This is a genomic window from Metabacillus rhizolycopersici (genome assembly GCF_020075705.1).
In genome coordinates, this window is sequence record NZ_JAIQUM010000011.1 from 1 (window position 1) to 25,461 (window position 25,461).

The window sequence follows — 25,461 nt, forward strand, 5'->3', positions numbered from 1 at the left end:
ACTTATTAACATAATAAGCCCCACCACCAACAGCCAACAACCCAAGCGCCTGATAAAGACTATTCTGCTGCTGTTCTTCTGTCAACGCATTCCCAAACATATCCTTGCCCGTCAAATACTCACTAAACCCATTGGCAGATACAAGCCCATAGATGCCCATCTCCGCTTTTTCTAGGTTTGAGAAGGTTTTGCTCGTTCTATAGACGTCCAGCGCTTGGTCGGCGGCGTGCATACCTTTGGCTGTTTTGTAGATGGCGCTTCCGCCTTTTGCGATACGGCCCGCCCAGCCAACAACTGGGATGAAACCGGCGGCTGCCATAGCTCCTGAAGCTACACGTTGTCCTGCTGTTAGAGTTTCGCCAGTGACTGGGTCAACTCCTTCTGATGCGCGGATATAATCGTAGTAGCCTGTTAGTTCGCCTGTGAATGTCTTGATTCCGTCCCAGGTTTTTTCGTACCATGGACGGTTTTCGAGCTCTTCTTGTTTCTTTAGTTGTTCTCTAAATTTTTCTTGTTCATCTTTGAACGAGAGGTATTCTTTTGTTTGCTTTTCGGCTTGATCTTTCAGCTTGTAGACGTCACTTGCTTTGTATGCTTCTGCGTTGAAATGGATCGGTGTGATGGTATTTCCTTGGCGAGATGCTTCCATTAGTTGTTGGAAGAGTGCCATGACATATTGTTCATCGCCTTCAGATAAGATGTACTCTGATTTTAGTTCATTGTCTAGCTTGTCAACTGCATCCGCTGTATCTTTTCGGTCTTTTTCTGCCTTTCCCATATGGTCATCAAATCGGTCTTTTGAGAAGACGTTAAGAGGGACAAGGTCGTCAATTCGATTGAAGATTCTTTGCAGTTCATCCTGTTGGCTGGACACCATTTCCCTATTGTTCCTTTCATGATGTGTTAGTTCATCATCTAGAAACGGAACATGGACAATTGTATTTCCTGATAGATCCATGTCTGCTGCGTTCCCTGCAATTCCGTTAAAAAATGCGATGTTTCGATCAATGAGACGGAGCCAAGCTTCAATCACATCGATTTGTGCTTGGTAGAAGCCTTTAATGGCGTCGGCTCCTTTCCCTTTCAGGCGGTCGTCTAGATTAACGACGTCATTGCATGTTCGTTTTAATTGTTCTAGCTTTTCCCGCAATTCATTGTACTGCTTGGACCTAGCTTCCATTGAATCAATTAATGTTTTTGCTTCATATACTTTCACAGTCGCCGTCTGCCCTTTCCTTTAGTTTCTTGTACGATCAGAAGGTATAAATTAGCAACAGGGAAATGAATTCGACGTAGTGGCCAATTTAAAATCTTTAGTATAAGTGCAACTACGCTTCTGTCTTCTCCCATACAGGCACGCTAGTCACGAGTTTACCTAGTAATGGCTTCATCCTGCTCCTTTAATGAACGTACATTTGCCTTTGTGTCTTCCACGTTTTTCTCAACTACCTCAACATACTCATTAATGAGTTGATGGATTCTTGCTTCACGTTCTAGCCAATAGGTCGTGAAATCCAAACGATTTTCCCCAAGGCTACTAGATTGTGATGTCGCAATTGTTACATTAGCTAATGCTGACTTAACCTCATTCAACTCTTTCATCACGGCATCATAATTTAATTTAATTTCGACCATTAAAATAACCGCCTTTTCAAATCGCTAATTTTATCTGAAAGCTCATCAATGGCATCTTCACCTTTATCGACTAATTGACCAGCTTCATAAGCAATGGCTCTTGTGATATTTAAGAAGCTTTGTTCTATTTCTAGGCTATTTATCTTACTTTCTATTAAACGTTGATAACTAGAATAATCAATTTCTCCAATCTTTTGCATGACAGCGTACGCATCTTCACGTTCATTGTCATAATCGTCTGCTCTTTTCCCAGTCCATTCTCTTCCTAAATCTGGCTGTTTGATTTTCTTAATTTCTTGAAGAAGAAGATCTTGTTCACGACCAATATCATTTTTAGCTTGATTTAGCCTTTCAATTTTTTCATTGATATCATTCGCTTGTGACGAAATTGTTCTCTGAAGAGAATACAAAGTACTTGATAAACTCATCATTTCCACCTCTCTAGACGTTTTGAGGAGATTTTTGCTTTGCTAAGGACTTACCCCAAACAACTAACACAACAATTAACAACAGGATACAAATTCCGACTAATGCCCAGATAAGAATTGTTAACGACAAGCTAGAAGAGGAGGATGAATCCTCTTCCTTTTGCTTCATCGTTGGTGCTTCTGCTGATAAAAATAGCTGCATGTCCACTGCTTTTGCCTTAATTGTATTTTGATCGGTTGACTCGCCTAAGAATAATTCTGCCTTTATTGCCTCATCTTTCGAACGTTCAACTTCTTCAAAGGTGATCTCTTTTATTTCTTCAGGAATGTCTTTAAGCTGATTTGTTTGCGTAGTGTTGTTAAGCAAGCTTTTATTTGATTTGAATTCGTTCTTTTGATAATCATTTGGAACGAGCTCATCAATCTTTGACGTTTCCGCATGGACAACGCCTGCAACCGTAAGATGGAATAGGTTTATCATCAACAAGATGATCGAAACAGCTATAGCTCGCTTACGCTTCATACGTTCCTGATTCCTTTTCAACTGAAACCATGCTTGATCTGCCAATGAAGTATTGTAAGCCACCAAGTCCTACGATAATGATTCCAAGGATAACCGTTGCCTGTGTAAATAACGATTCTGAGCCATATTGAATGGACATATATACCTCAGACATTGGGTCAGTAAAGCTAAAGTTTGGTGTGGTTAGTGCAAGTAATGGCGTTACATAGAAAATGACCATGCCTACCGTTACAAATAACCCAACCAAATGATGGATACTAAACGCCACTCTTATTAAAGCTGAACCTGCCGTAAGAAGAAGAATTGTAAATACAGTCCACTCAACAGCACTTTCTTCACGTAACGGGTAAATATCTAACCCATATAAACTAATGACTAATCCAACAATCACATTGAGTAGGACAAACAAGATGGCCTGAATCCAAAGTGGTGGCTGTTTGAAATAATAACTCGCATAGCCGATAAGTAAGCTGCAAATTAGAACGATAAACAGAATAACCACTGGTGGGATATTTTTGACGTTCGCACTTTGTGTTTCTTCTGGAATATCACCACTAATCTTAAGTGGGTTCGTTAAGAAGTCATAGACATAACCATTTGACTGACCATCTACAAATGTATTTCCAAGCACATTATATACGTCATCCCTAATTAGCCCCGTTGTTGCAACATTTGTTGACCATTTATTATTCAACTGGTCTGCATCCGTTTGAACATTATTTACTCGTCCTTGTAGCTCTCCGGTATAATCGATGATGCTGCTTTGACTTTCACTAATCGAATCTAGCCATGTATGAATTGATACCATTTGTTCACTAATTCTTCCAGAGCCTAAAATCATTTCCTCGCCTTCAACGGTTGGTATTGGTTCGACAACTGTGAGCAGCTGTCCCGGCTGACTGATTTGATTTAGAATTTCTGTCGCTTCCAGTTCAATTGCCTCAAGACTTTCAACTAGTGTAGCTTGCTGCGCATCGACAGTTTGCCGATATTCAGCCATGAAAACAGTAAAACCATCTTCGAGTGTGTATAAAGCATCTTGGGTTGTTGGCATATCTTCACCAATCTGATTCCACCCTGTTTTCTCCTCGCTACTTATTTCGACGATTTTTTTCGCTTCTTGTTGTAATGCTTCATTACCTAGAACAACTGCTTTTGCTTTGTTTTCTACAAGCATACTGTTTAATGTTGATTGATAGCGATCTAGATACGAGTAGTAATACATCATCTCTAACAGATCTTTACTCATTATTTCCTTGGAAAAGGTAGAAGTTAAAAGATCCTTTCTCGTTTGGGAAAGAGCATTAGATGCTAAAATTGATTGCTCCTTTTTCTCAATTTCGTCTTTTATATTCACTTCATAGTCTTTATAGAGATTTAACTCTACTTCTAATCCAGCATTTATTCCTTCGAGCCTTTTAACGTTATCCTCTAGCGTTAATTTGACATCTTCTAGCATTTGAATTTGTTCATCTTTTTCGAGAATTGTCTTTTCTAGCCCTTCATTAATCTCTTTAAGCTGATCAAAGTCACCCTTTAATTTATCTAATTCTTCGTTAAGTACGGCTAAATCGTCCTCAAGCGGATTTCTCTCTCCCGTTTCCTTCGCACTTAATGATGATTGAAGAGCAAGAATACGATCATTAATTCCGTCTAAGCTCAATAATACTTGCTCAAGCTCCACAGGTAGCGGATCTTCCATACTAGCAAGTCCATCTTTTAATTTTGTAAGATCCTCTGAAATGGATGCTAATGCTGTCTTTTCATTCTCTAAATCAACAAATGGTTTTTCTGGATTTCCGGAATTTCCGGGTTTTCCTGGATCCGAAGTATCCTCCCCAGTATTTTCGGTATTATTATCCGGTAGATTACCATCTTGTTCGGAAGGTACAACATCTACTTGTTGATCCTCTTCCTCTGATTCACTTGGTAGCTCAATAGGATCAGTTGGTTCAGTAGGTTTCTCCTCTTCCTCCCCTACACTAAGCCGGTCACTTAATGCGACAAGCTCGACCTCTACATCATTAAGAACTGTCGTATCTTTAAGTTGCTGATAAAAATCAAGCGTCTTTTCTTGAAGCTGATAAAAGTCGTTGATCTGTCTAGCTACTTGACTATATCGTTGTTCCGCAAGCTGTCCAAAAACCTGTTGAGTGCTTACCATACGTGAATCAAGCTTCGACATGTTTTCTAAAAACAGATTGCCCTGATCTTCAAATAGATTTGTTGATTGGACGAATAAAGGCTGTTGATTTTCAGTTGCTTTATTAACTGATTGAACTGATTGCGCCTGAATTTCAGCTAGTAGTGTTTGTTGTTTCTTTTGATATTCCTTATATTGCTCCACGTATTCCACAAAGCTTGCTAGATTTTGTTCATAAGCCTTCAGTGTTTCCGTTTGTTCAGGAGCACTTTCATCAACCTGTTGGATGGAAGCTTGCAAATTTATGAGCATTTCCTTCTGTCCATCTATATGCCCTGCAAGGTTTTTTGAGCTTGGTGTGTAAAATGAAGTCATTGTTTCTTGGAAAGTTATTTCATTTCGCAGTATTTCATCAAATTCTTCACGAATATTCTCCATATCTGCTGAAACATACTTCCAATAAAGTGACGATATTTTTTGATTCACCCGTTTTGTTGCCTTCTCAATCTCCACTAACACCTTTTCTTTATTTACTGCATTGAGCTGGCTTTGTATCTTAAATTGAAAATTTGTTTTAACTGGATTTGTCTCATCATACGTCATAATATTTTGCGAGAAATCCGATGGGAGATAGACGATTGCGTCGTACTTCAAGCTGCGTAGCCCATTTTCACCGGCACTTCTCCCTACGACAGTCCATTCAAAGTTTGAACCTTCTGCCAAGATTGACGCGACATCCTGACCAAACCGAATCTCTTCATCCACTTCTTGCGTTCCGATATCCTCATTGATAATGGCAATGGATTTGGTGGCATTTTCCTTTATTACCCTCATCGGGTTGTCACCGACAGTACGGAAGAAAAGAAGAGGTGTGATCACAATTAAAACGATGACTAGTATAAGCTTAAAAATACTTGCCTTTTCAGTCATACGTGCACCTTCCTTTCGACATTCGCAAGCGGAATCTGGATGTTTTGCTCTTTTCCGTTTTCAACATAATAGCCAAATCCCGGTTGAATCTCTGGCTCTTTTCGATCATAGGTAAGAGTAAATAATGTTTGTTCAGATTTTTTCATTAAAATAACCGCTTGACGAATTTGTTTCATTTCAATTGTTAATGGATCATATCCTTTTGTTAATTCATTGTTGTTGCCAGAGACAATCATATTAAAGCCTAGATGGCTATAGCTTTTCATGTATCGGGCGATTCGATCTTGCGCCTGATTATCGAGACCTTGAAGGAAACGCGAATAGCCATCGACAACAAACAAGACTGGTAGAAATTGCGGCACTTGGTTGCCCTGCTGTATTTGTCTGTGATACTGTTCTTCTCTTGCAATAAATACGGTCTCTATTTTATCCAGCCATGACATGACATGGTCTTTTCCTTCGAGATAGACCAATTTTTCTTCACCTACAAAAGCAGATAAACCGCGATCGATTGAATCAAAAACAGCAATATGTTCGACTTCTTGTTCAAGTGCTGTATGAATTAGCACTTTTAATGAGTTTGTTTTTCCCTTTTGAGCCTGTCCTAGTACGAGACAATGCTTTGTCTTCTGGAAGTTTACATAAACCGGCGTCACATTCTCTTCATCAAGACCAATTGGGAGCAGACCATTCTTCTTCTCAATATAGGAAGCAAAGTTGACAATCGTTAGTTCTGTAGGCAGCATTGGCACAGGATCTGGCCTCTTAACATCTGCATAGACTACCTTAATACATTCAATTTCTTCCTTTATGTTCATCATTTGCTCAAAATCGTCCTTTCCTTCTGCTGGGAGAAAAACTTGAGCAAAGTAGGCTGTATCTTTTTTCACGATTGCTCTTCCTGGCATTGCTTCAGGAGAAAACGCCAACCTTCCTAATATTGTAAACGCCTCTGATTGATCCATTAAATAGTGGACAATTTTTGTTTTTAAGTTGTTCATTAAAGATTGGCGAACAGAATTGATGCGCGTAGCTGTTAAAATCATGTAAATTCCTAATGACACTCCATCACGAGCAAATTGATTTAATTGCTGTTCAAGATCAAGCATCTCTTCCTTAACGAGATCAAAATTATCAATAACAAGAAATACGAACGGCAATTGCTCCGCACTTAAGCCGTTATACATTTTAATTGAGCTTACCTCTTGCTTTTGGAAAAGCTGTTTCCGTCTCGCTACTTCATCTCGTAATCTCCTCATAAACTTTTCGATCTTTCTTTCTTGATCAAGCAAAAAGTAATCAGCTGTATGAGGAAGCTGCTTCAATGGTAATAACCCTCCATTGCCAAAGTCCATGACATAATAATGAACCTCTTCCGGTGTAAATTGATTCGCCATTCCCAGTAGCAGTGTCATGATTGTATGTGTTTTTCCATAACCAGAGGAACCAAAAATCCCAATGTTTCCATCCTCGATTACGTCATACGTATAAGCGGATTGACTTTGTTTTTCCGGTTCATCAATCATCGCAAATAGAATGCTCGGTTTATCACGATGCCCAGTAGATTTTCGATATAGACGATCAGGAAGTGGTGGTAACCACGGGCTTGGGAGCTTCTCAAGCTGCATTTGTTGTTGAAGCTGCTCAATTTTATCGACAATGACACCAATTTCACTTTCTGTCTCCTTCTGCCTCTGATCCAATGATGAAACCTCTGATAAAGGAATTAACCCTAAATCTGTGACAATCGCAACTTCATCTTCCATGTCATAGGATTCTTCTTCATGGTATGGGGCGCCACTCCAAGCTGATTGGAAAAGCTCATACACTTCATTGTTTCCAACCTGCAAGTAACCACGACCGGTAACTGTGATTGATGCAGCATCACCATTTTTTAGGATTTCTCGACTATCCTCCGTATTTTGTACCTTCAAGGCAACACGAAAGCGGGCATTACTCCAAATTTGATTATCGATGATTCCACCAGGCTTTTGTGTCGCAAGGATTAAATGAACACCAAGACTTCTCCCGATACGTGCTGCACTAACTAATTCCTTAATAAATTCTGGCTCTTCCGTTTTTAGCTCAGCAAATTCATCCGAAATCAAAAATAAGTGTGGTAAAGGCTTTTCCGCTTTCCCTTGTTTAAATAGCTTTGTATAGTCATGAATATGTGAAACACTATAGTGATCAAATAAACGTTGGCGCCGCTTTAATTCACTTTTGATTGAAGCTAATGCCCGCATACTGAAGTTTTTGCTTCCTTCAATATTTGTGATCGTCCCTAAGAGATGAGGCATATTTTTAAATGGTTGCGCCATTCCTCCGCCCTTATAGTCGATTAATAAAAAGGCAACCTCATGTGGATGAAAGTGAACAGCAAGCGATAGGATGTATGTTTGCAAAAATTCACTTTTCCCAGACCCCGTCGTACCAGCTAATAAGCCGTGTGGCCCATGTGCCTTTTCGTGCAAATTCAGCTCAACCGCCTCTTCCTTTCCTTTTAAGCCAATTGGGACAGCTAACGATTTTGACGATTCCCTAGAAAGCCAATTTTGTTTAATCGGAAGCTGATCAACACTTTTCACATTCATCATTTCTAGAAAAGACACACCTGTAGGAATCGAATTCGTCATCCCAATTTGATGATCAAGAGTGCGAAGCATCCGTGCATAATTTTCATTACTCTCTCTGTTATGTGAGTCCAATCCAAAAGGAATTCGTACAGCCTTTTTCTCTTGAATTAATATGTCACCTTGCTCATCATTAATATATCTAACGAGGGTATGGATGTTATCAGATAAGCTTTCCTTCGCTTCTGCAGCAAAAATGACAGAAATACCAAGATGCTGATGATCCCCCTCTAAATATTCCAATATCACATGGTCTGATATGAGCTGGTGGTTTGTAATCACGAATACATAATGAGGCGTAAATCGTATCTTCTCTTTCTCTTCCTCTTGATCACGTTCACGTACCATTTCATAAAGTGAATAAAGCAATTGATCACGTGTTTTTTCGTTGTAAATAAACCCCTTCGCAAAGGAATTTGGTAATTGGAAATGAGGAAGCCACTTCATCCATTCCCATTCCCTGTATTCCTGTTCATCGAAAATAAACACAAACCGTAAATCATGGTAGCTATGAAAGAAAGCAAGCTGACCAATGAGCTGGTGCAACTCATTTTTTAAGACAGCATCCTTTCCAATTAACCCAATCGCACCCTCTGATAGATTTGCCGTTATTGGCAATTTTTCTAAGTTCTTATATGTCTTTTCAAGTAATTGAGAGTCCTCTAATAAGTCATCCATTTCCCTGTTTGACATATCAGATGAAGTTGATGAGATTGTATAGCTTGCGCGAACAGCTCCAATTCCAAGTCGAAATTGTAGAAAATCAGGACTTTCAAGTGTTCGCTCCCAAAGCCTGTCGGAAAGCTGATCCGTTAAATATTTCATACGTTCAAAGGCTGGAAAATGAAACGTTAGAACATCCCTTTGTTTATCAGCAAGGATTTGGAGCTCTTGTCTCTTTGTTTCTAAATAGTGTGTATAAATTCGTTTTCGACGCTCTTTGGATCTTTTTTGATTGCCTTTATCTTTAAAATATTGAACTGTCGAGGTAACGAGTGTTGTCATAAACATGACTAACGAAACAATGATAAAAATTCCTCTTGGCACAAGAATAGCTACGAGCCCCATCACAAGCAGCATAACGAGCGGCGGCATGATAATAAGCCATAAGCTTCGATTTGAGCCCTCTGAATCTTGCGAAGGAAATGAAAACTGCACCTTTTCGTCAGGTAAATCGTAGACCATTCTAGGTGTACGTCGATACACTGGATATTTCTTCTGCATTTCAGATTGAGGGCTAATCGTCTCCGAAAGACTCGTCTCAAAATCTAGTAAGCTTTCAATTTGTATGAGATCTTCCTCAATAAGGGTAATATTCATGAACGGCCAAAACAGTTGATCACCAATATTCAGTTGTGATGTTTCATTAATGAGTTGTCCATTTTTGTATAGGCGCTCATGATCACCAGTTGAAATCTCCCATCTCGTTCTTCCTCTATAAAGGATAAAGGAATCCTGCTCACAGAATGCTTCAGCAGTCTTTAAAATGGTCGCATACTGATCATTGATTGAAAATGTCACTTCGTTCATATGTTCAATATAAAATGTTTTTGTCACTTTAGGAGCTGAAGTCATCATAACCGTCAGCTTTTCTTCGCCAAAGGTTATCGGATACAGTTTACTTTCCTCAAATATTTGAACGCGCTCTTCCCCTTGATCAAGCCAAAATGAATCGTCTCGGTAATTTACTATAAGCAATTTTTCAAAGGGAGAATCCGCTTGGATGGTAATTGTGTGATGCACATCTGTTCCAATTGTAATCTCTTGTTTATAGCTTGTTTTCAGTGCCACTTGCTGATATGATTCACGGTAAAACACCCATAAGATAGACATATTATCACCACCTATAATTGTTTAGTTTCTCTTGTATGTGAATGTTAGTTAGGAGACGTTTCTCCGTCTAAAGCTGGTTGCTTCGCTTGAGTACTAGCTGGAACATCAGGAGAGATGTCTGTTTTACTCTCTACCTTTTGCTTGTTAGCATCATCTACCGTCGATGAGCTTGTCTCTTCCTTCGATTGCCCTGAGACAGGCTGTTCTGCTTGTTGTTCCTTCATCTCCTGAAGATACTCATTTGATTCCGCTTCAATTTCAGCTAATATTCGTTGTCTCTCTTCCCTATCTAGACCATCGTCTGCTTTCACTTGTTCCTTATAATGAATAAGTCCATATTGAATTAATGGCCTATCTTCTAAGTACCTTGCTATATCAAGAGCTTCATCAGCATTACCACGTCCAATAAGAATCCAATATTCAAAATAGAGAGGATCCGATTGCAAAGTCACTGTATTTTGAATAACTTCCTTTTGCTTCTCTGCCAAAGATTCATTTATGATATATGACATAGATAATGCGTACCTGGTTACATTTGGCATTTCTTTTATATCGTAGGGCTGAAGGACAGTCACCACCTCACTATATTCTTTATTAAGAAACTTCTCCTGTGCATAAATAAAGCTTGTTTGTTTTGGTTGGAGAAAAAACAAAGAGTAAAGTGAGTAAACAAACGCTGGTATTAAACAGATCGTAACTCCAAGTAGCACATAGCGATTCATTTTCCACGTCTTCTTGTTGACTGTCATTAGAAGTGACTTTTCTTCATTCACTTGTTGGATTCGTTCTTCAATGATGCTCAATAACTCCACAAAGTTCTCAGCGCGACAAATCCGCTTTGTAAAATCAGAGAGCTTTAACGTTTCAAAATAGTGAACATATTGTTCAAAGGAGAATTGACTGTCCACAATTGCTGCAATTGTCGCTTTTACTTCTCTTATTAATTGATCAGAATCTTTTTCATATGGCGGAAGACTTTCCTTTACTCCATAATGAAGAAAGGTTGGATTTAGACCTTGATCAAGGACAATGTTTTCTGGGCATACAAGTAAATGAACTCTTGTTAAGGTGTGGACTTCAGCCTTTTGAATAATTTTATATGCAATCATTAGCTGATCTCGCTCATCAATCTGCTTCATTAGGGGGAGAAAAGTGTAAGTGTTAGGGATTGTATGAAGAATGGATAATTCATCATCCATCATTTGAATTTCCGTTTTAATTTTAGGGTTTAGCTCTTTTAAAAAGGAAATTTCGGTAGGATCTTCTAATTTTATTTTCTCTTTTTGAAACGTAAATGTGATGGTTTTTCCTTCACGCTTTATCATAGCTTCTAGTTTTTCTGCCAAGTATGAGATATCGCTTTGTGATGACATTTCCTTTATCTCCTTTATAATATTTCGATTCTGTCCCCAGTTGTAATGCCAGCATCGATTAATCGTTTATTTCCTTGAATAATCTTATGTTTATTGATTACTCTTACCCAAGAGCCTTCCGTTCTCCGGCCGCCCATACTCTTAGCCTGCCACACGATATCAATCATCTTTTTTATCGAGTGATAGTTTGAGAGTCTTATATCGAAGCTTTCCTTCTGATAGTTTTTTAAATCAATTGTGATTTCTATGTACACGCTGATTCACCTCATAAGGAAGGAGCGCTTTCTGTGCAAAAGGGCGCTCCTTCATCTCTTAAACTTAACTTTGATTATCCTCTGATTTGGCTAGCGATTTGTTGGTCAGCATCTTCAAGTGCTCTAGACGTGCTTGTCAACTGCGTAGCAATATCATCTAACAATTGTTGCATTTGGATAAAAGATGGTCTTAATGATTGGTATTGCTCACTGAACGCTCGGCTAGATTCACCTTCCCACATATCCTCTAATTGTCTAATCATCGTATCAAGGCGAGAAACCTGTTCTCCTACTTGACTGCTTTCACTTGAATAACGATTTGACATATTAATTAGCTCTGCTGGGGTAACGCGGATAATTCCAGACATATACAACACTCCCTATCATTTGTTTTAAGTCGGTATTCATCTATCTTAACTTTGAGTACCCTTTTACCGTTTTTCCTGTGCAAAAACTCTATTTTCCCTATATATACCAATATCATATCTACTATGGTAAATACAGTCCTAATCTGAATTGTAAATGAAAACCAAACTTTATCCTCAGTAATTGTAAATGTCTACGGTCATATGATCACAAATCCCCCCAAGTAATTTTGAGTCATTTGCACCTCATAATTCCACTATGCTCTTTGTTTACTAGGTATATCTTCATAACAGGCTTATTTGCATGACTATCACGTAATTTTAAGCTGTCATTCCAGTAAACTTTACATATTCCTTTTCTTATTTGAGATAAAAATCTTTTAGAGATTACCCAATAGGCTCCCATCAATGGAAGATGACGATTCGTACACTATTCATTGTTTTACTCCACACAAAAAGAGACCACTTCGAAGTGGTCTCTTTTTATAGTTTTTCTAAATATAATTAAGGCTATTTCTCTTCTGTTAATTGTTATGTTTTACGATATTAGATCTCTTGTGGCTTTTGAAGCTCTTCTTCGAAATAAAATGTACTTGGATGTTCAGAAACTGTATAGGAGTACTTTTTCATATGTTTGACATATTGGCATTTAGAAATTGTAACCATCTCACCAGTTTTCTGAATACTTACAACGTCACCGTCTTTGAACAGGTTGTTTGAGTTTTTCAAACAGGACACTTCCTTTCTCATCTTATATAAGTATAACATATTAGAAGACCCTATTTTCAGTAAGTAGCTGTTCTTAGAGTGATTACAGATTATCTCCTCATTCCTGTTTATTATTTCCAAAATGGTTTTTAGACATACTTTGAACTTCTTCATGTCTGTCGTACCAATTTATAAAATTGAAATATTGCAACCGGAAGAACAAAAGCGCAAACACCCTAAATTTAACGTTCACTTTTATACACGTATAAGACATCTCACCATACAATAGGTTAATGATTAATTATCTTCCACAGGAGATCGAGGTGTCTTACTTGATAATTAGAAAATCAAGCCCAATTGAAACAAATATGCTTCTTGAGATGACTCTAAATGTAATGAGCGAAAGTTCGATGGGCTTTGTGAAGAATAATCCCCAATTAGGACTGAATGTCTTTGTCCCATACTTAAACAATGGCGCCTATTATCTCGTTGCCATTGACAAAACGATGATTGTTGGCTGGGTTTTAATAGGACCCGACTTCAACCCTTTAAACACACAAAATACTGGTAGTATCCTTTCTCTTTATGTTTTTCCTTTATACAGAAAGAAGGGTGTGGGCAAACAATTAATGATTCGTGCCTTCGATGAATTTAAAAAACAAGGGTTTCAAAAAATTCAACTAAATGTTTATGCCGATAACCCTGCAAAGCAACTATATAAAAGGCTTGGATTTAGCGATGTGTCAAGTGTGATGGAAATTGAGTTAAATGAGGGTACCGGAAACTAATACCCTCATTTTCACTATGAATAAACCTTTGCATATTCTGACTCATACACAAACTGCTGTATTTTAATCTTATTTGAATGATCCTTTTCACCCAATTCCCCTCTTTCCTCACCTTTTCCATTTGTTAGAAAGGACCTTCCTTGTAAACTGAAGCACATGTAATTGTTAATAATGTAAATTGTATGTTAACTTTTGGCCAGCGCCATTTTGCTTTCTCTTTTTCTTGTACAATTAAATAGATGGTTTACTAGGGAGGGACTACGTATGAAGCCTTTTACGAAAGAGGAAAATAGTTGGGTTTTCTATGATTGGGCAAACTCTGCTTATTCGATTATTGTTTCAACTGCTGTTTTTCCATTATTTTATAAGGCAGCTGCAACAAATGCCGGCGTTACCCCCGCAAATTCTACTGCGTATTTAGGTTATACCATTGCAATCGCAACATTCATCTTAGCAATGCTCGGTCCTATTTTAGGTACAATTGCAGACTACCAGGGTTTTAAGAAACGTTTTTTCATCTTCTTCTTTGGTCTAGGTGTTACGTTCACAGGATTACTAGCATTTATTCCAAGTGATCAATGGCTACTCTTACTAATAGGTTATACCTTAGCTGCTGTTGGCTCGGCAGGTGCTAATGTGTTCTATGATGCATTTTTAGTCGATATCACGACAGAGAAACGAATGGACAGGATTTCCTCCCGTGGGTATAGCTTAGGTTACATCGGTAGTACAATTCCATTTATTATTAGCATCGCCATTATCCTTTTGGCACAAACTGAAATGATTCCCCTCTCCACAACAATGGCAAGTCAGATGGCTTTCATTATTACGGCTGTTTGGTGGGGAGTATTCACGATTCCAATGTTAAAGAATGTCCATCAACGTTATTACATTGAACGAGAATCAAAGCCTATTGTAACTAGCTTTAAGCGTCTTGGTAAAACAATAAAGGAAATCCGTCACTATCGAGCATTATTCTTATTCTTGCTCGCCTATTTTTTCTATATTGACGGTGTAGGAACAATCATAACCATGTCTACAGCTTTTGGAACTGACTTAGGAATTAGTTCGACAAATCTACTTATTATTTTGTTCGTTACACAAGTTGTTGCTGCGCCATTCGCCATTTTTTATGGTAGATTATCTGAGAGATTTACAGGGAAGACAATGCTCTATGTTGGGATTGTCATTTATATGATTGTTTGCATTTATGCCTTCTTTTTAAATTCAACCTTAGATTTCTGGATTTTAGCAATGCTCGTTGCTACATCACAAGGAGGTATACAAGCATTAAGCCGATCCTATTTCGCTAAGCTTATTCCAAAAGAAAGATCCAATGAATTTTTTGGCTTTTACAACATTTTCGGAAAATTCGCGTCCATTATGGGGCCTCTTTTAGTTGGAGTAACCACTCAATTAACTGGCAATTCAACTAGTGGTGTATTCAGTCTTATCGTTTTATTTATTGTTGGTATCCTCATTCTTATTCGCGTTCCAGAGCAAAAAAACGATTTAGTAGCTGCTGTGAAGAATACATCAGTTTAATTTGAGACGATTCCGATCATTTGAGGTTTACTCTCACAAAAAACACCATTCATTCTATCTTCATTTATGGGACGAGAGATAAATTCGATCCCTTTTTCTTTATAGAAAAAAAGTATTTTCTCTCTATGGTTTGTCGGCCTTATCGAATCCTTGTACTTTCCACTATCCCTAGTGGCTCCCATTATCTCCAAGTGCTTTTATTTTGATTCCGAATTTGGAATTGATAAGATAGAGATGCGTTTAGTTATCACAATCAGACGAGTTCCATATAAGATGCTGCATCCCGTTCTTAACAGGTAGAAAATTACCACCTGTAAAGATACGATCAGTTTCACATAATAGTTTATGGCTTATTACTTATAGAAAGAGGATGAATGCATGTCTATAGATACGGAACAAAAGCAATTGCATACTATTAAGTTTTCTGTCCTTGACCTTGCGCCAATTACTGTCGGTAGTACAATCACTGATTCCTTTAAGAATACGGTTGATCTTGCACAGCATGTTGAAAAATGGGGTTACAACCGATATTGGCTTGCTGAGCATCATAACATACCATCCGTAGCTAGTTCGGCGACATCTGTTGTTATTGGGCATGTGGCCGCGAATACAACACACATACGGGTAGGCTCCGGTGGAATCATGCTGCCTAACCATGCGCCTTTGGTCATTGCTGAGCAGTTCGGGACTCTTGAATCTCTATTCCCTGGGCGCATAGACCTTGGCCTAGGACGCGCACCAGGCACAGATCAACTTACTGCGCATGCTCTTAGACGTGGTCAGAGGAGTGATGGGCACGATTTCCCTGAACAATTAGCGGAACTGCGTGCCTATTTTAATCCAGCTTCGACTTCAGCAAGACGGCATGTAAGAGCATTTCCGGGTGAAGGCTTAAATATTCCAATTTGGTTATTAGGCTCAAGTGGATTTAGTGCACAATTAGCTGCACAACTAGGATTACCATTTTCCTTTGCGAGTCACTTTTCGCCTAACCATACAATGCAAGCTCTTGAATTATATCGTCGCTACTTTAAACCTTCTGAAGTACTTCAAAAACCTTACGCAATGCTAGGTATCAACGTCATAGCGGCTGAAACAGATGAAGAGGCTAAACTTCTAGCGACTTCCTTACAACAGCAATTTCTTAATTTAATACGAAATAAGGAAGAACCGTTACAACCACCTGTCGAAAATCTCGACGGGCTTATGAGTGAACATGAAAAGGCAGCCCTTCAACAACAATTAGGTGGTTCTATTATCGGAAGCCCGAAGACAATTAAAGAAAAGCTTCAGGCATTCTTAAACGATACCCAAGCTGATGAGTTTATGGTTACTTCTCAAATATTCGACCACAAGGCACGCCTTCGTTCGTATGAAATTATTAAAGATATCGTAAAATTTTAAAAATAACTTGTGCCAAGAACAAAAGCGCAAGCGCCTTGATCAGCCTCAGGCATAGCATAAGACGATCAGGAATAGAAGGTGTTTTTTACCTTCTATTCCTGATTGGTTTATGACCTCGAGGGGCTAGGAGCTGGACGTCGTGCGCTTATCCACAGTACAAGAATTTTATACTTTCCTAAACGACAAAAAAAGGAGCCAGCTATTCTTTGTTAGCTGGCTCCTTTTTTTGTTGATATTTATAGATGTATCGGTATTATTCATAACACTTGAAACACTTTCAAGTAGAAATACACCCTCATCTAACCTCAGGGAGAAGTAGATGATAACAAACCATCCTACTAATAAAAATAACTCGCCTTATTTATTCATACTATCGAGAAATCCCCCAAGTAGGTCATCCACGTCTTCTAACTCATCATTTTCCTGATCTTCTTCGCTTGCTGAAGTTTGTTCTAATTTAGCCTTCTCAAAGTCAAAATTCATTAAATCTTGATCAAAATCATCGGCTAACGGTGTAGAAATCTCTTCTTGTGCCTCTTGTTCTTCTTCAAGGCTCCGCTCGATATCTTTTGCATATCCCTTAATACCTATTTCTGCTTGTCCGTCCTCTTGTAAATAGAGTGCGTCATTAATATCTAGAGCATTGCTGTTTAAAGCGGCTAAAATGGATGTTGCCCGAATTGGATCGGCTAACAGTTGGTAGACAATACTTCCTAACAAAGCTTCAGAATGTGAATGTTTAAGCCAATCTCGTTGATCCTTACTTATTTTTTGAGGTAAGGGAAGCGTTACCGTTTCTCTTTCTCTCGATAACGAGCTATTAACCCCCTCTAAAATAAACTCTGCCATTTTGCTAGAAAAGTTCCTTCTCTCTGTTTCCTTTAACTTCTGTAGCTGTTTAATAATGTGATCTGGTGTGTCTGAAGGAAGACGGAATGTTATTGCTTGTCCTCTCTGTATACTGACCGATCCCTTTTTATTCATGTAACCACCCTATTTTTGTACTGGTTGTTTCTCGACCTTTTTAAACGTTGTATTTAGATTATTCTTTCTAGCGAAATCGGAAATCAATTTATAATAAGCATTGGCCATCATCCAAATACTTTCCTTTTCGTCTTCAAAAAATTCTATATTGTAGCCATCTAAACTATTATTTAGCATTTTAATATAGTCCTTTAATACGATAGAACCACCACCAACAAAGTAGCAGATTTCCGATTGGGAATTTTTCTTCCATACGTTGCGTAGGTGACGGTATTGCTTTTTGGCCAATTCTAAAAGAATACGATCTGTAATATCATGGACACTCGTTCTACTTCCTTTTACCATGATATGGTTCTTATCATTTTTCCGTGTGATGATCTCAACAACATCTCTACGGCTATCTAATTCTACGCCATGCTTAGTTCGAATTTCTTCTCTAATTGCTTCTAAAGATTCAGATACCCCGAGATTAAAACCTTGGGCTTTATCATCATCAACATTGCGATTTTTGATAACAGCAACATCTGTCGATAATCCACCAATATCTTGGATAAGGATTCTTTTATCGATTAGATCGCGATTAATAATATTTAAATCTTTATCCATCACTAGATTGATATATGCTGCAAATCCTTCAGGATAAATCTTTACTTCGTCAAATTTAATATTAACTTTTAGCCCTTGATATTTAGGTGTTACTAAAAACTCAACTTGATGAACAGAACTTAATAATTGTGAGCGATAACCAACATCTTTACCTTCTTTCACTTCACGAAGAGGCAATCCTGTTCCAAGAGTATAATTTGCATCAATAACATCATTTGTCTTCTTGAAAATCTCGGAATTTTGTGCTCTCACTGCATCCAATGCTAATGAGGCAAAAAGCATTACTAGCGTTTGGTCTTCCTCTGATTTACTACTACCAGGATCTAACTCATTGGTATGGTCACTTTTTGTTGCCAAATTCCCGATACGGTAAATGACGTTATTATTTTTTAAAGCAGGAGAATGTACTCTAATGTGAATACCATCTAAAGGATTTTTCTCATTCAATTCTTCTATTCCAATAACTGGTCTATCTTCTGTATCTCTCGCAATTACATTCGGTATGTACAATTCATAATCCATTTTCCCAAATAACGCCTTTACACTATCATTACCTACGTCAACCGCAGCAATCCTAGTAATACTCATCTAATCATTCCTTCCATTTAATATGATTAAGGTACATAATAGAACCTTTTCAATTCTACTTAAGGTTAAAACAGATAGAGATAATCGTCAATAATACTTTAGTTGTGTTCAATAAGAATACACGAACACATTTATGTATACATCCATTACAAAGTTGTATACATCCCTGTAAAACAACTTGTATTCAACTTTGTATACTTGTTTACATATATGCACACTATATGTACTCACTTTGTATACATGCGTACATATACGTAAACATTACTATTTAACCTAACAGATAGAACTATCATCCCTTTCCCCTATACTCTTACTCCCTGTTAATTAGTCCTTAGCCTGTCAAACTTTGTCGAAAAGAACTCAATGTAGTTCCATTAAGCCTAAAGTACTGAAAATGTAAGAGAATACTATTTTTTCTTTCCTATCATCCATTCCAAAGTAGCCAGATAAAAATCAGTTTTAAAACACACACACTCATCCCACTCAATAGATATACATAGTTACACACTTGTACACAAAAATCTCAATACACACCAATATGTATACACATTTGTTTACAAGTATACTTTTCCGCACACAAAAGAACACATATTTGTATACATGTGTACAAATATGCAAACACACCTCTTCACTTTATAATTAAAAAGCAATCATAAATATATGCTGCTTCACCCTAAAATAAAAATGAATGCTAAAATCAAAAATGACACCCTTACATTCATTCATCCCTTTAATTGTTTTAAAAATAGTCTTTCCCAACATTTCCAAGGAAGAATAATTTTTAGAAAAACTGCTACCTTTACCCCTTTTCCAACCATATATCTTAACTTTGTATTCTTCCTTTTAGCAATAACTGCAATTAATCGGGCAACCTCAGATGGATCCCAAAAATTACTCATGCCCTTTTCAATATGGTGTTCAAGCTTTTTCATTGTTTCATAGTAAGGAGAATCCACTTTCAAAGAAGCTTCAGTCACTTGTTTTCCTGTAGACCAAATATTTGTTTGATATGAACCAGGTTCAACAAGAATAACCTCAATGCCAAAGGGCTTCATTTCTAGTCGAAGTGATTCACTCCAGCCTTCTATAGCATGTTTGGATGTTATGTATGGCGATAAACCTGGAAATCCAATTTTGCCACTAATACTACTTAAATTTATAATCTTGCCACTATGTTGTAGCCTCATCAGCGGGAGAACAGCTTGAGTGACAGCAATTACACCAAATACATTTGTTTCAAATTGCCTTCGGTATTCATCGATTGGAACCTCCTCTACAAATCCAGCACCAGCAAATCCTGCATTATTGACAAGAACATCAATACGCCCAAGCCCCTCCATATAGCTTTTCCAGTTATTAATAGAGACATTAGAGGAAACATCTAATTCAACTATTTGTATCCTTTCCTCCACCCCAAGAGTTTTAGCATGATCCATTAAATTGATGCTTTTATTTACGTCACGCATTGTTGCAATTACACGAAATCCGCTTTTCGCTAGTTCTAGAGATGTTAACAAACCAAAACCACTAGAAGAGCCTGTTACAACTGCAATTTGTTTTTCCATATTTCCTCCTTCTTCCATTTAAATCACCATGTAGCCTTATTCAACGAGAAGGTTGTGTAAAACCAGATGATTGAAAAGATGATACAACACTCTCCACCACCATTGTTTCCCCAACCTATATAATGTAGAACTTCGTTTTATGACATAGTTGTTCACTTTGCTTGCCACTTTCATATTTCCTACATATGGAAAAAACAAGGACAAATCACAAATCCGATGATCAAAAGGGATTTATCTGTTATGTTTTTTAACATAATTACGCTCATATTATAACATCACTTCAAAAAACCCTTATATTATATCAGAATAATAAATTAACAAACGAAAAACTATATAAAACTTCACATCGAACGTTATTTTTAGTTACACAACAATTAAAATCATCCTAATACACAACAACAGTCGTCTCCCCCCCTTTATTTTACAGTATTTCTTGTTTTCCATTTTCATCCATATCAATTCGGCATCAATTTCATCTAATATCGGCATTGTTAAGCTAGTTATTTCAGTATAGAATCACATTATCCAAATTTTTTAATTTTACAGAAATTAATTAAACAATATCAATTTTATTCGCATTCAAATTTATTGAGAATTATATAAAAATTTATTCGCAAAGGAAGACGTGATAAAACATGGTTACAATGGAAAAAACTAATCACCCTGACACACAAGTTGCAAAAGATTATATCAATAACGTATTTGAAACTGTAAAGAAACGTAATCCACATGAAGTTGAGTTTCACCAAGCAGTAAAAGAAATCTTTGATTCTCTTGTACCTATCTTTGCTAAACAGCCAAAATATATGGAGCATAACATTCTTGAAAGAATGGTTGAACCAGAAAGAGTTCTTAGTTTTAGAGTACCTTGGGTAGATGACCAAGGTAAGGTCCAAGTAAACCGTGGGTTCCGCGTTCAATTCAACAGTGCTATCGGACCATTTAAAGGTGGATTACGCTTTCACCCGTCTGTTAATGCAAGCATCATTAAATTTTTAGGCTTTGAACAAATCTTTAAAAATTCACTAACTGGTCAACCAATTGGAGGAGGTAAAGGCGGTTCTGACTTTGATCCAAAAGGGAAATCTGACGGTGAAATCATGCGCTTTACTCAAAGCTTTATGACTGAGCTTTGCAAATATATCGGACCAGATGTTGACGTTCCTGCTGGTGATATCGGGGTGGGAGCACGAGAAATCGGCTACATGTTCGGACAATACAAAAAAATCAAAGGTGCCTTTGAAGCTGGTGTGTTAACTGGTAAAGGTATCGGATATGGCGGAAGCTTAGCACGTACTGAGGCAACTGGATATGGTACAGTTTACTTTGTACAAGAAATGTTAAATGACAAAGGACTTGAATTCAAAGGAAGCACGGTTGTTATTTCAGGTTCTGGTAATGTATCTATTTATGCTATCGAAAAAGCTTCACAATTAGGCGCTAAAGTTGTAGCTTGCAGTGACTCTAACGGTTACATCTATGACGAAAATGGTATCAACCTTGATACAGTAAAACGCCTGAAAGAAGTTGAGAAAAAACGTATCAGCGAATATGTTAACGAGCATCCAGAAGCACAATACTTCGAAGGTTGTTCAGGAATTTGGTCTATTCCTTGTGACATTGCTTTACCTTGCGCAACACAAAATGAAATTGATGAAGCATCAGCAAAAACTCTTGTTTCAAATGGCGTAAAAGCAATTGGTGAAGGGGCAAACATGCCATCTACACTAGAAGCAATCGACGTATTCCTAAACAACGGAGTTCTTTTCGGACCTGCAAAAGCTGCTAACGCAGGCGGTGTAGCCGTTTCTTCATTAGAAATGGCACAAAACAGCATGAGACTATCTTGGACGTTCGAAGAAGTCGATGCTAAGTTACACGAAATCATGAAAAATATCTATCGTAACAGTGTGATCGCTTCTGAAGAATATGGTCACCCAGGCAACCTAGTTGTTGGTGCTAATATTGCAGGGTTTACGAAAGTAGCAGATGCTATGATTGCACAGGGAGTTATTTAATCAAATCGATATAAGGCAAAGGGAAACTCAATATACTTCTACTATTTAAAAGAGTAGCAACTACTAAAGACCTCTAGTAGTTGCTACTCTTTTGTTTTTTGCTAGATTCTATAAATATGCTATTTTAGCTTAATACACCTGCTTTTCAAACAGAATATGACGTTCATTCATTTTGGAAATTTTGATCAATAAAAACACACTTATTGTAATGAGAAGGATTCCAATTAATAGAATGATCATTGGATTGAGGTAAAACAATCCGCTCACCTGACCGATTAACAAACCAATTATCGGCAGAACAGTGACTCCGCCAATTTGTTGTGCTTCCTGAAATCCTTTTACACGTGCCGAGATAAGAATATTAAATAAAATAGTTAATACTGTAAGCGAAGGAACAATCCAAAATACAAACATTAGCCAATTTGTTGTTAGGAAGAGCACGCTGTTAAATTGCCCATACGTAAGAAAATTGATTACAAGGGCACTTAGCAAAAGTCCCCCAAGCGAGATGCTCATGGCTGGTAGAAACGCCGCAAGCATTTTCCCAATAAATAAATCCTTGATATTTATTGGTGCGAACAATAAACTTTCAAGTGTCCTTCTCTCCTTTTCTCCCACAAAGCTGTTAGCAGCTATCATCATTGACGTAATCACAGGAACAAGTAAATATAATGGAGGAAGCATATAATTCACAAATAAGTAAATTTCTTGGCTCTTTCTATCAGAAATTCCTCTTATTACTTCTCCTTCTTTCCCAGGTATCTCACCTATTAAATTCACCATTTGATCGAGACCATTTATCAATGAAAGATTATACGTTTGAAGGAGATAAACGACGAAGGCTGGCATAATCACGCATAATATTGTTGGTAGAATCAACATTGGAATCAAAATTTGTTTTGTCGCTAAAATTGATTTTATATCTTTTTTGGCAATGATCTGTACCATTCTTTTATTCATTATTTCTCCTCCTCACTTCAAAATAGATGGATTCCAAGCTTACATTTTCAATAATTGTAGAATGTATCCACGTTTCCTTTAATATCTCCCTTAATAATGGTGATATTTCTCCTTTTGAAGATAGCGTAAAGAGAAGCGATGTTTCGCCTATTCGTTCCACAGGGTGTCCAAAATAGGATGTATCATCCAATTTTAATCCTGTTTCTACTCTTAGCATCACATTAGTTAAAAAATCATCGTCTAACTGTTGTCGCGTTCCTGCCGCTAATACCCTTCCCTCCTCCATAAATACATATGAGTGACAAATGTCCTCTAGCTGCTGAAGAACATGTGAGCAAATAATAATCGTAGTCTGTTCATTTTTATTCAATCTAGCTAGATACCCTAAAACATCCCTTATCCCATCAGGATCAAGACCGTTTGTCGGTTCGTCCAGAAATAATATTTTCGGTTTATGCAGCAATGCCTTCGCTAGTGCAAGCCGCTTTTTCATCCCCGTGCTGTATGTTCCTACCTTCTTATGGCGATGATCATATAAATCAAACTCTTTTAGTAATTCATCAACTCTTTCCCTTCCTTTCCTGACCCCATATATTTCCGAGAAAAATAACAGATTGTCTGTTCCGCTCATTTCATGATACAGCCCCGCCCCTTCAGTCACAATGCCACTCATTTGACGGATCACATTTCCATCGGTCGCAGGGCTAAAGCCGTTTATTTCCATCGTTCCTTGTTCAGGCTTGATCACACCGTTCAAGAGCCGGATCATTGTCGTTTTTCCGGAACCGTTAGGACCAAGAAGACCAACAATATTCCCTTTCCCTACTGAGAAATTCATTCCTGACAAAACTGATTGTGAGCCAAAGCGCTTATGAACATTGGTTACAGTTATCACAAGTATCACCTCTTAATTTCTACATTTTTCTTCTGTATCTATTTGAAAAGGCATTTTCTTCATTTCAGCGTTTTTCGATAAGGCCTAATCACGATGAAATAATAAAACAGCGTCGGTAATGGAAACTGGATCAGTCCCCAAATTCCCCAAAACCAGGAGTACGCTCCTTTCTTCTTTGCATCTATAAATAAAAGAATGCTCTGAGCAAGCAAAATCGGTGCTACTAATAAAATAGCCACTACAAGTTCGAAATCCATTGTCAAAGCATCGTCACCTCTTTCCGCTTATTTCTACGTTTTTTTTCTGCCATAAAAATAAACGGTATAAATAGGATCGTCAAACCCTGAATCCAGATGAAAACAGTCGTCATTTTAAAAGCAATTGCAGCGTATGAAACTAAAATAATAAGTGCTGTAATTAAAAATATAACTAATTCTCGTCTATATGCTTTTTTTCGTTCTGTTTTAAAGTTAGTTAACGTATTCATTAGATGATGTTGCTGTGGAACTTCCACTTTATGAATATCCTCTACTTTTTGCAAATCCTCCATCAACTTGCTAATCCATTCACTTTCATTATTCTCTTTCATTATTGCAGCTCCTTTCGAATCCGCTTTAGACCATTGTGCACACGCGACTTTACTGTTCCCTCTTTCAAACTAAGCATCGTTGCAATTTCTGAATAAGTGAATCCATAGTAATGCCTAAGCAAAATTGGTGTACGAATATTCGGTTCTAGCTCTGCAAACATCTCTAGATAGATGGACCATTCCTGTCCATTTATCATGATATTCCATTTCATCTTTTGTTTTACGTCATTCTTAACCTTTTCGTAACGTTTTCTCTCCCTTTTTTCCTTACGCTGTTGATCAATGAATAATCGAGATGCGATAGCAATAAGCCATGTTGAAAATTTTGCTTCCCCCTTAAAGCTTTGGAGGTGAATGTACGCCTTTAGCATTGTTTCCTGAATAAGATCCTCTGTCAGATCAGGATGAAGGGTTAGCTTAATTAAATATTTGTATATGAACATATAGTTATTCTGGAACAGTTTAGTAAAAGCCTCGTCTTTTCCAGCCTTTGCTTCTCTAACAAGTTTCCTTTCTTCCGCCTGATCCAATCGATGACAATCCCCCTATCTATTTGCTCTAATGATATGACGTTTTGTTACTCTTAATCGTTCACTACTATTTTAAAAAATATTTTTTAAGCTTTGCCCTAAACATCAAAAGAGCCCAACACAATTGTTAGGCTCTTGTTTAGAATAAAATAATTGAAACTTCG

General features: G+C 37.6%; 22 protein-coding genes. 4 read left to right on the top strand and 18 right to left on the bottom strand.

Translation table 11 applies throughout. From position 1 onward, the window contains the following. The 10 genes from K9V48_RS07205 to K9V48_RS07250 all read right to left on the bottom strand — a co-directional run. Positions 1-1,216, bottom strand: a 1,216-nt coding sequence (locus tag K9V48_RS07205; protein WP_224138032.1) for a ribonuclease YeeF family protein, incomplete at its 3' end; no start/stop codon positions are given. 155 nt (positions 1,217-1,371) lie between these two features. Beyond that, the gene (locus K9V48_RS07210; protein ID WP_224138033.1) at positions 1,372-1,635 is read right to left on the bottom strand and encodes a YwqI/YxiC family protein; all 264 of its coding nucleotides are present in this window, start codon (positions 1,633-1,635) and stop codon (positions 1,372-1,374) included. After that, positions 1,635-2,063 carry a YwqH-like family protein gene (locus K9V48_RS07215; protein WP_224138034.1) on the bottom strand — a complete coding sequence of 143 codons (429 nt, stop codon included), beginning with the start codon at positions 2,061-2,063 and terminating at the stop codon, positions 1,635-1,637. Before K9V48_RS07215 ends, K9V48_RS07210 begins: the two co-directional genes overlap by 1 nt. Before the next feature lie 13 nt (positions 2,064-2,076). Further along, positions 2,077-2,586: a type VII secretion protein EssA gene (gene essA, locus K9V48_RS07220; protein ID WP_224138035.1), complete on the bottom strand. Its 510-nt coding sequence runs from the start codon at positions 2,584-2,586 to the stop codon at positions 2,077-2,079. Next, a complete protein-coding gene (esaA, locus tag K9V48_RS07225) occupies positions 2,576-5,659 on the bottom strand; it encodes a type VII secretion protein EsaA (RefSeq protein WP_224138036.1) in 3,084 nt (1,027 codons plus the stop codon). The genes essA and esaA overlap by 11 nt, the downstream gene beginning before the upstream one ends. Next, positions 5,656-10,125 (bottom strand): type VII secretion protein EssC, encoded by a 4,470-nt coding sequence (essC, locus tag K9V48_RS07230; RefSeq protein ID WP_224138037.1) that lies wholly within the window; start codon positions 10,123-10,125, stop codon positions 5,656-5,658. Before essC ends, esaA begins: the two co-directional genes overlap by 4 nt. 44 nt (positions 10,126-10,169) lie before the next feature. Further along, positions 10,170-11,498 (bottom strand): type VII secretion protein EssB, encoded by a 1,329-nt coding sequence (essB, locus tag K9V48_RS07235; protein ID WP_224138038.1) that lies wholly within the window; start codon positions 11,496-11,498, stop codon positions 10,170-10,172. A gap of 14 nt (positions 11,499-11,512) precedes the next feature. After that, the gene (gene yukD, locus K9V48_RS07240) at positions 11,513-11,752 is read right to left on the bottom strand and encodes an ESX secretion system protein YukD (protein ID WP_224138039.1); all 240 of its coding nucleotides are present in this window, start codon (positions 11,750-11,752) and stop codon (positions 11,513-11,515) included. A 74-nt stretch (positions 11,753-11,826) separates the two neighbouring features. After that, positions 11,827-12,120, bottom strand: coding sequence for a WXG100 family type VII secretion target (locus K9V48_RS07245; RefSeq protein WP_111617156.1), 294 nt, complete (start codon positions 12,118-12,120; stop codon positions 11,827-11,829). A gap of 543 nt (positions 12,121-12,663) precedes the next feature. Continuing rightward, positions 12,664-12,846 carry a hypothetical protein gene (locus K9V48_RS07250; RefSeq protein ID WP_224138040.1) on the bottom strand — a complete coding sequence of 61 codons (183 nt, stop codon included), beginning with the start codon at positions 12,844-12,846 and terminating at the stop codon, positions 12,664-12,666. 302 nt (positions 12,847-13,148) lie between these two features. On the opposite strand from K9V48_RS07250, the gene K9V48_RS07255 reads away from it, so the two are divergent. The 3 genes from K9V48_RS07255 (at position 13,149) to K9V48_RS07265 (ending at position 16,562) form a co-directional block, all read left to right on the top strand. Beyond that, positions 13,149-13,613 carry a GNAT family N-acetyltransferase gene (locus tag K9V48_RS07255; RefSeq protein WP_224138041.1) on the top strand — a complete coding sequence of 155 codons (465 nt, stop codon included), beginning with the start codon at positions 13,149-13,151 and terminating at the stop codon, positions 13,611-13,613. Positions 13,614-13,877: 264 nt separating this feature from the next. Continuing rightward, positions 13,878-15,158, top strand: a complete 1,281-nt coding sequence (locus K9V48_RS07260; protein ID WP_224138042.1) for an MFS transporter — start codon at positions 13,878-13,880, stop codon at positions 15,156-15,158. A gap of 378 nt (positions 15,159-15,536) precedes the next feature. Further along, on the top strand, positions 15,537-16,562 hold the full coding sequence (locus K9V48_RS07265) for an LLM class flavin-dependent oxidoreductase (protein ID WP_224138043.1): 1,026 nt from the start codon (positions 15,537-15,539) through the stop codon (positions 16,560-16,562). A gap of 357 nt (positions 16,563-16,919) precedes the next feature. On the opposite strand, the gene K9V48_RS07270 is transcribed toward K9V48_RS07265, so the two are convergent. The 3 genes from K9V48_RS07270 to K9V48_RS07280 form a co-directional block, all read right to left on the bottom strand. Beyond that, positions 16,920-17,546 (bottom strand): hypothetical protein, encoded by a 627-nt coding sequence (locus K9V48_RS07270; protein ID WP_224138044.1) that lies wholly within the window; start codon positions 17,544-17,546, stop codon positions 16,920-16,922. A gap of 9 nt (positions 17,547-17,555) precedes the next feature. Further along, positions 17,556-18,740 carry a ParM/StbA family protein gene (locus tag K9V48_RS07275; RefSeq protein WP_224138045.1) on the bottom strand — a complete coding sequence of 395 codons (1,185 nt, stop codon included), beginning with the start codon at positions 18,738-18,740 and terminating at the stop codon, positions 17,556-17,558. Between the two features lie 722 nt (positions 18,741-19,462). Next, entirely contained in the window at positions 19,463-20,305 is an 843-nt protein-coding gene (locus K9V48_RS07280; protein WP_224138046.1) for an oxidoreductase, read from the bottom strand. Positions 20,306-20,949: 644 nt separating this feature from the next. On the opposite strand from K9V48_RS07280, the gene gdhA reads away from it, so the two are divergent. Continuing rightward, entirely contained in the window at positions 20,950-22,323 is a 1,374-nt protein-coding gene (gdhA, locus tag K9V48_RS07285; RefSeq protein ID WP_438803873.1) for an NADP-specific glutamate dehydrogenase, read from the top strand. 129 nt (positions 22,324-22,452) lie between these two features. Here gdhA and K9V48_RS07290 read toward each other — a convergent pair whose 3' ends face one another. From K9V48_RS07290 to sigY, 5 genes are read right to left on the bottom strand one after another with little or no spacing between them, the layout of a single operon-like run. Next, on the bottom strand, positions 22,453-23,283 hold the full coding sequence (locus tag K9V48_RS07290) for an ABC transporter permease subunit (RefSeq protein WP_224138048.1): 831 nt from the start codon (positions 23,281-23,283) through the stop codon (positions 22,453-22,455). Further along, a complete protein-coding gene (locus K9V48_RS07295; protein ID WP_224138049.1) occupies positions 23,276-24,178 on the bottom strand; it encodes an ABC transporter ATP-binding protein in 903 nt (300 codons plus the stop codon). Before K9V48_RS07295 ends, K9V48_RS07290 begins: the two co-directional genes overlap by 8 nt. Positions 24,179-24,237: 59 nt before the next feature. Then, positions 24,238-24,435, bottom strand: a complete 198-nt coding sequence (locus K9V48_RS07300; protein ID WP_224138118.1) for a transcriptional regulator — start codon at positions 24,433-24,435, stop codon at positions 24,238-24,240. A 2-nt stretch (positions 24,436-24,437) separates the two neighbouring features. After that, positions 24,438-24,767 (bottom strand): YxlC family protein, encoded by a 330-nt coding sequence (locus tag K9V48_RS07305; RefSeq protein ID WP_224138050.1) that lies wholly within the window; start codon positions 24,765-24,767, stop codon positions 24,438-24,440. Continuing rightward, positions 24,767-25,297, bottom strand: coding sequence for an RNA polymerase sigma factor SigY (sigY, locus tag K9V48_RS07310; RefSeq protein ID WP_224138051.1), 531 nt, complete (start codon positions 25,295-25,297; stop codon positions 24,767-24,769). Before sigY ends, K9V48_RS07305 begins: the two co-directional genes overlap by 1 nt. Between the last annotated feature and the right edge of the window lie 164 nt (positions 25,298-25,461).

What these genes read in the sequence shown, in the direction of transcription:
- gdhA (WP_438803873.1), top strand. Translation starts at nt 20,950, where the DNA reads ATGGAAAAAACTAATCACCCTGACACACAAGTTGCAAAAGATTATATC.
- K9V48_RS07270 (WP_224138044.1), bottom strand. Translation starts at nt 17,546, where the DNA reads ATGAATAAAAAGGGATCGGTCAGTATACAGAGAGGACAAGCAATAACA.
- K9V48_RS07265 (WP_224138043.1), top strand. Translation starts at nt 15,537, where the DNA reads ATGTCTATAGATACGGAACAAAAGCAATTGCATACTATTAAGTTTTCT.
- essB (WP_224138038.1), bottom strand. Translation starts at nt 11,498, where the DNA reads ATGTCATCACAAAGCGATATCTCATACTTGGCAGAAAAACTAGAAGCT.
- essC (WP_224138037.1), bottom strand. Translation starts at nt 10,125, where the DNA reads ATGTCTATCTTATGGGTGTTTTACCGTGAATCATATCAGCAAGTGGCA.
- K9V48_RS07300 (WP_224138118.1), bottom strand. Translation starts at nt 24,435, where the DNA reads ATGGATTTCGAACTTGTAGTGGCTATTTTATTAGTAGCACCGATTTTG.
- K9V48_RS07215 (WP_224138034.1), bottom strand. Translation starts at nt 2,063, where the DNA reads ATGAGTTTATCAAGTACTTTGTATTCTCTTCAGAGAACAATTTCGTCA.
- K9V48_RS07245 (WP_111617156.1), bottom strand. Translation starts at nt 12,120, where the DNA reads ATGTCTGGAATTATCCGCGTTACCCCAGCAGAGCTAATTAATATGTCA.
- K9V48_RS07290 (WP_224138048.1), bottom strand. Translation starts at nt 23,283, where the DNA reads ATGAATAAAAGAATGGTACAGATCATTGCCAAAAAAGATATAAAATCA.
- K9V48_RS07260 (WP_224138042.1), top strand. Translation starts at nt 13,878, where the DNA reads ATGAAGCCTTTTACGAAAGAGGAAAATAGTTGGGTTTTCTATGATTGG.
- K9V48_RS07280 (WP_224138046.1), bottom strand. Translation starts at nt 20,305, where the DNA reads ATGGAAAAACAAATTGCAGTTGTAACAGGCTCTTCTAGTGGTTTTGGT.
- K9V48_RS07275 (WP_224138045.1), bottom strand. Translation starts at nt 18,740, where the DNA reads ATGAGTATTACTAGGATTGCTGCGGTTGACGTAGGTAATGATAGTGTA.
- K9V48_RS07210 (WP_224138033.1), bottom strand. Translation starts at nt 1,635, where the DNA reads ATGGTCGAAATTAAATTAAATTATGATGCCGTGATGAAAGAGTTGAAT.
- esaA (WP_224138036.1), bottom strand. Translation starts at nt 5,659, where the DNA reads ATGACTGAAAAGGCAAGTATTTTTAAGCTTATACTAGTCATCGTTTTA.
- essA (WP_224138035.1), bottom strand. Translation starts at nt 2,586, where the DNA reads ATGAAGCGTAAGCGAGCTATAGCTGTTTCGATCATCTTGTTGATGATA.
- K9V48_RS07305 (WP_224138050.1), bottom strand. Translation starts at nt 24,767, where the DNA reads ATGAAAGAGAATAATGAAAGTGAATGGATTAGCAAGTTGATGGAGGAT.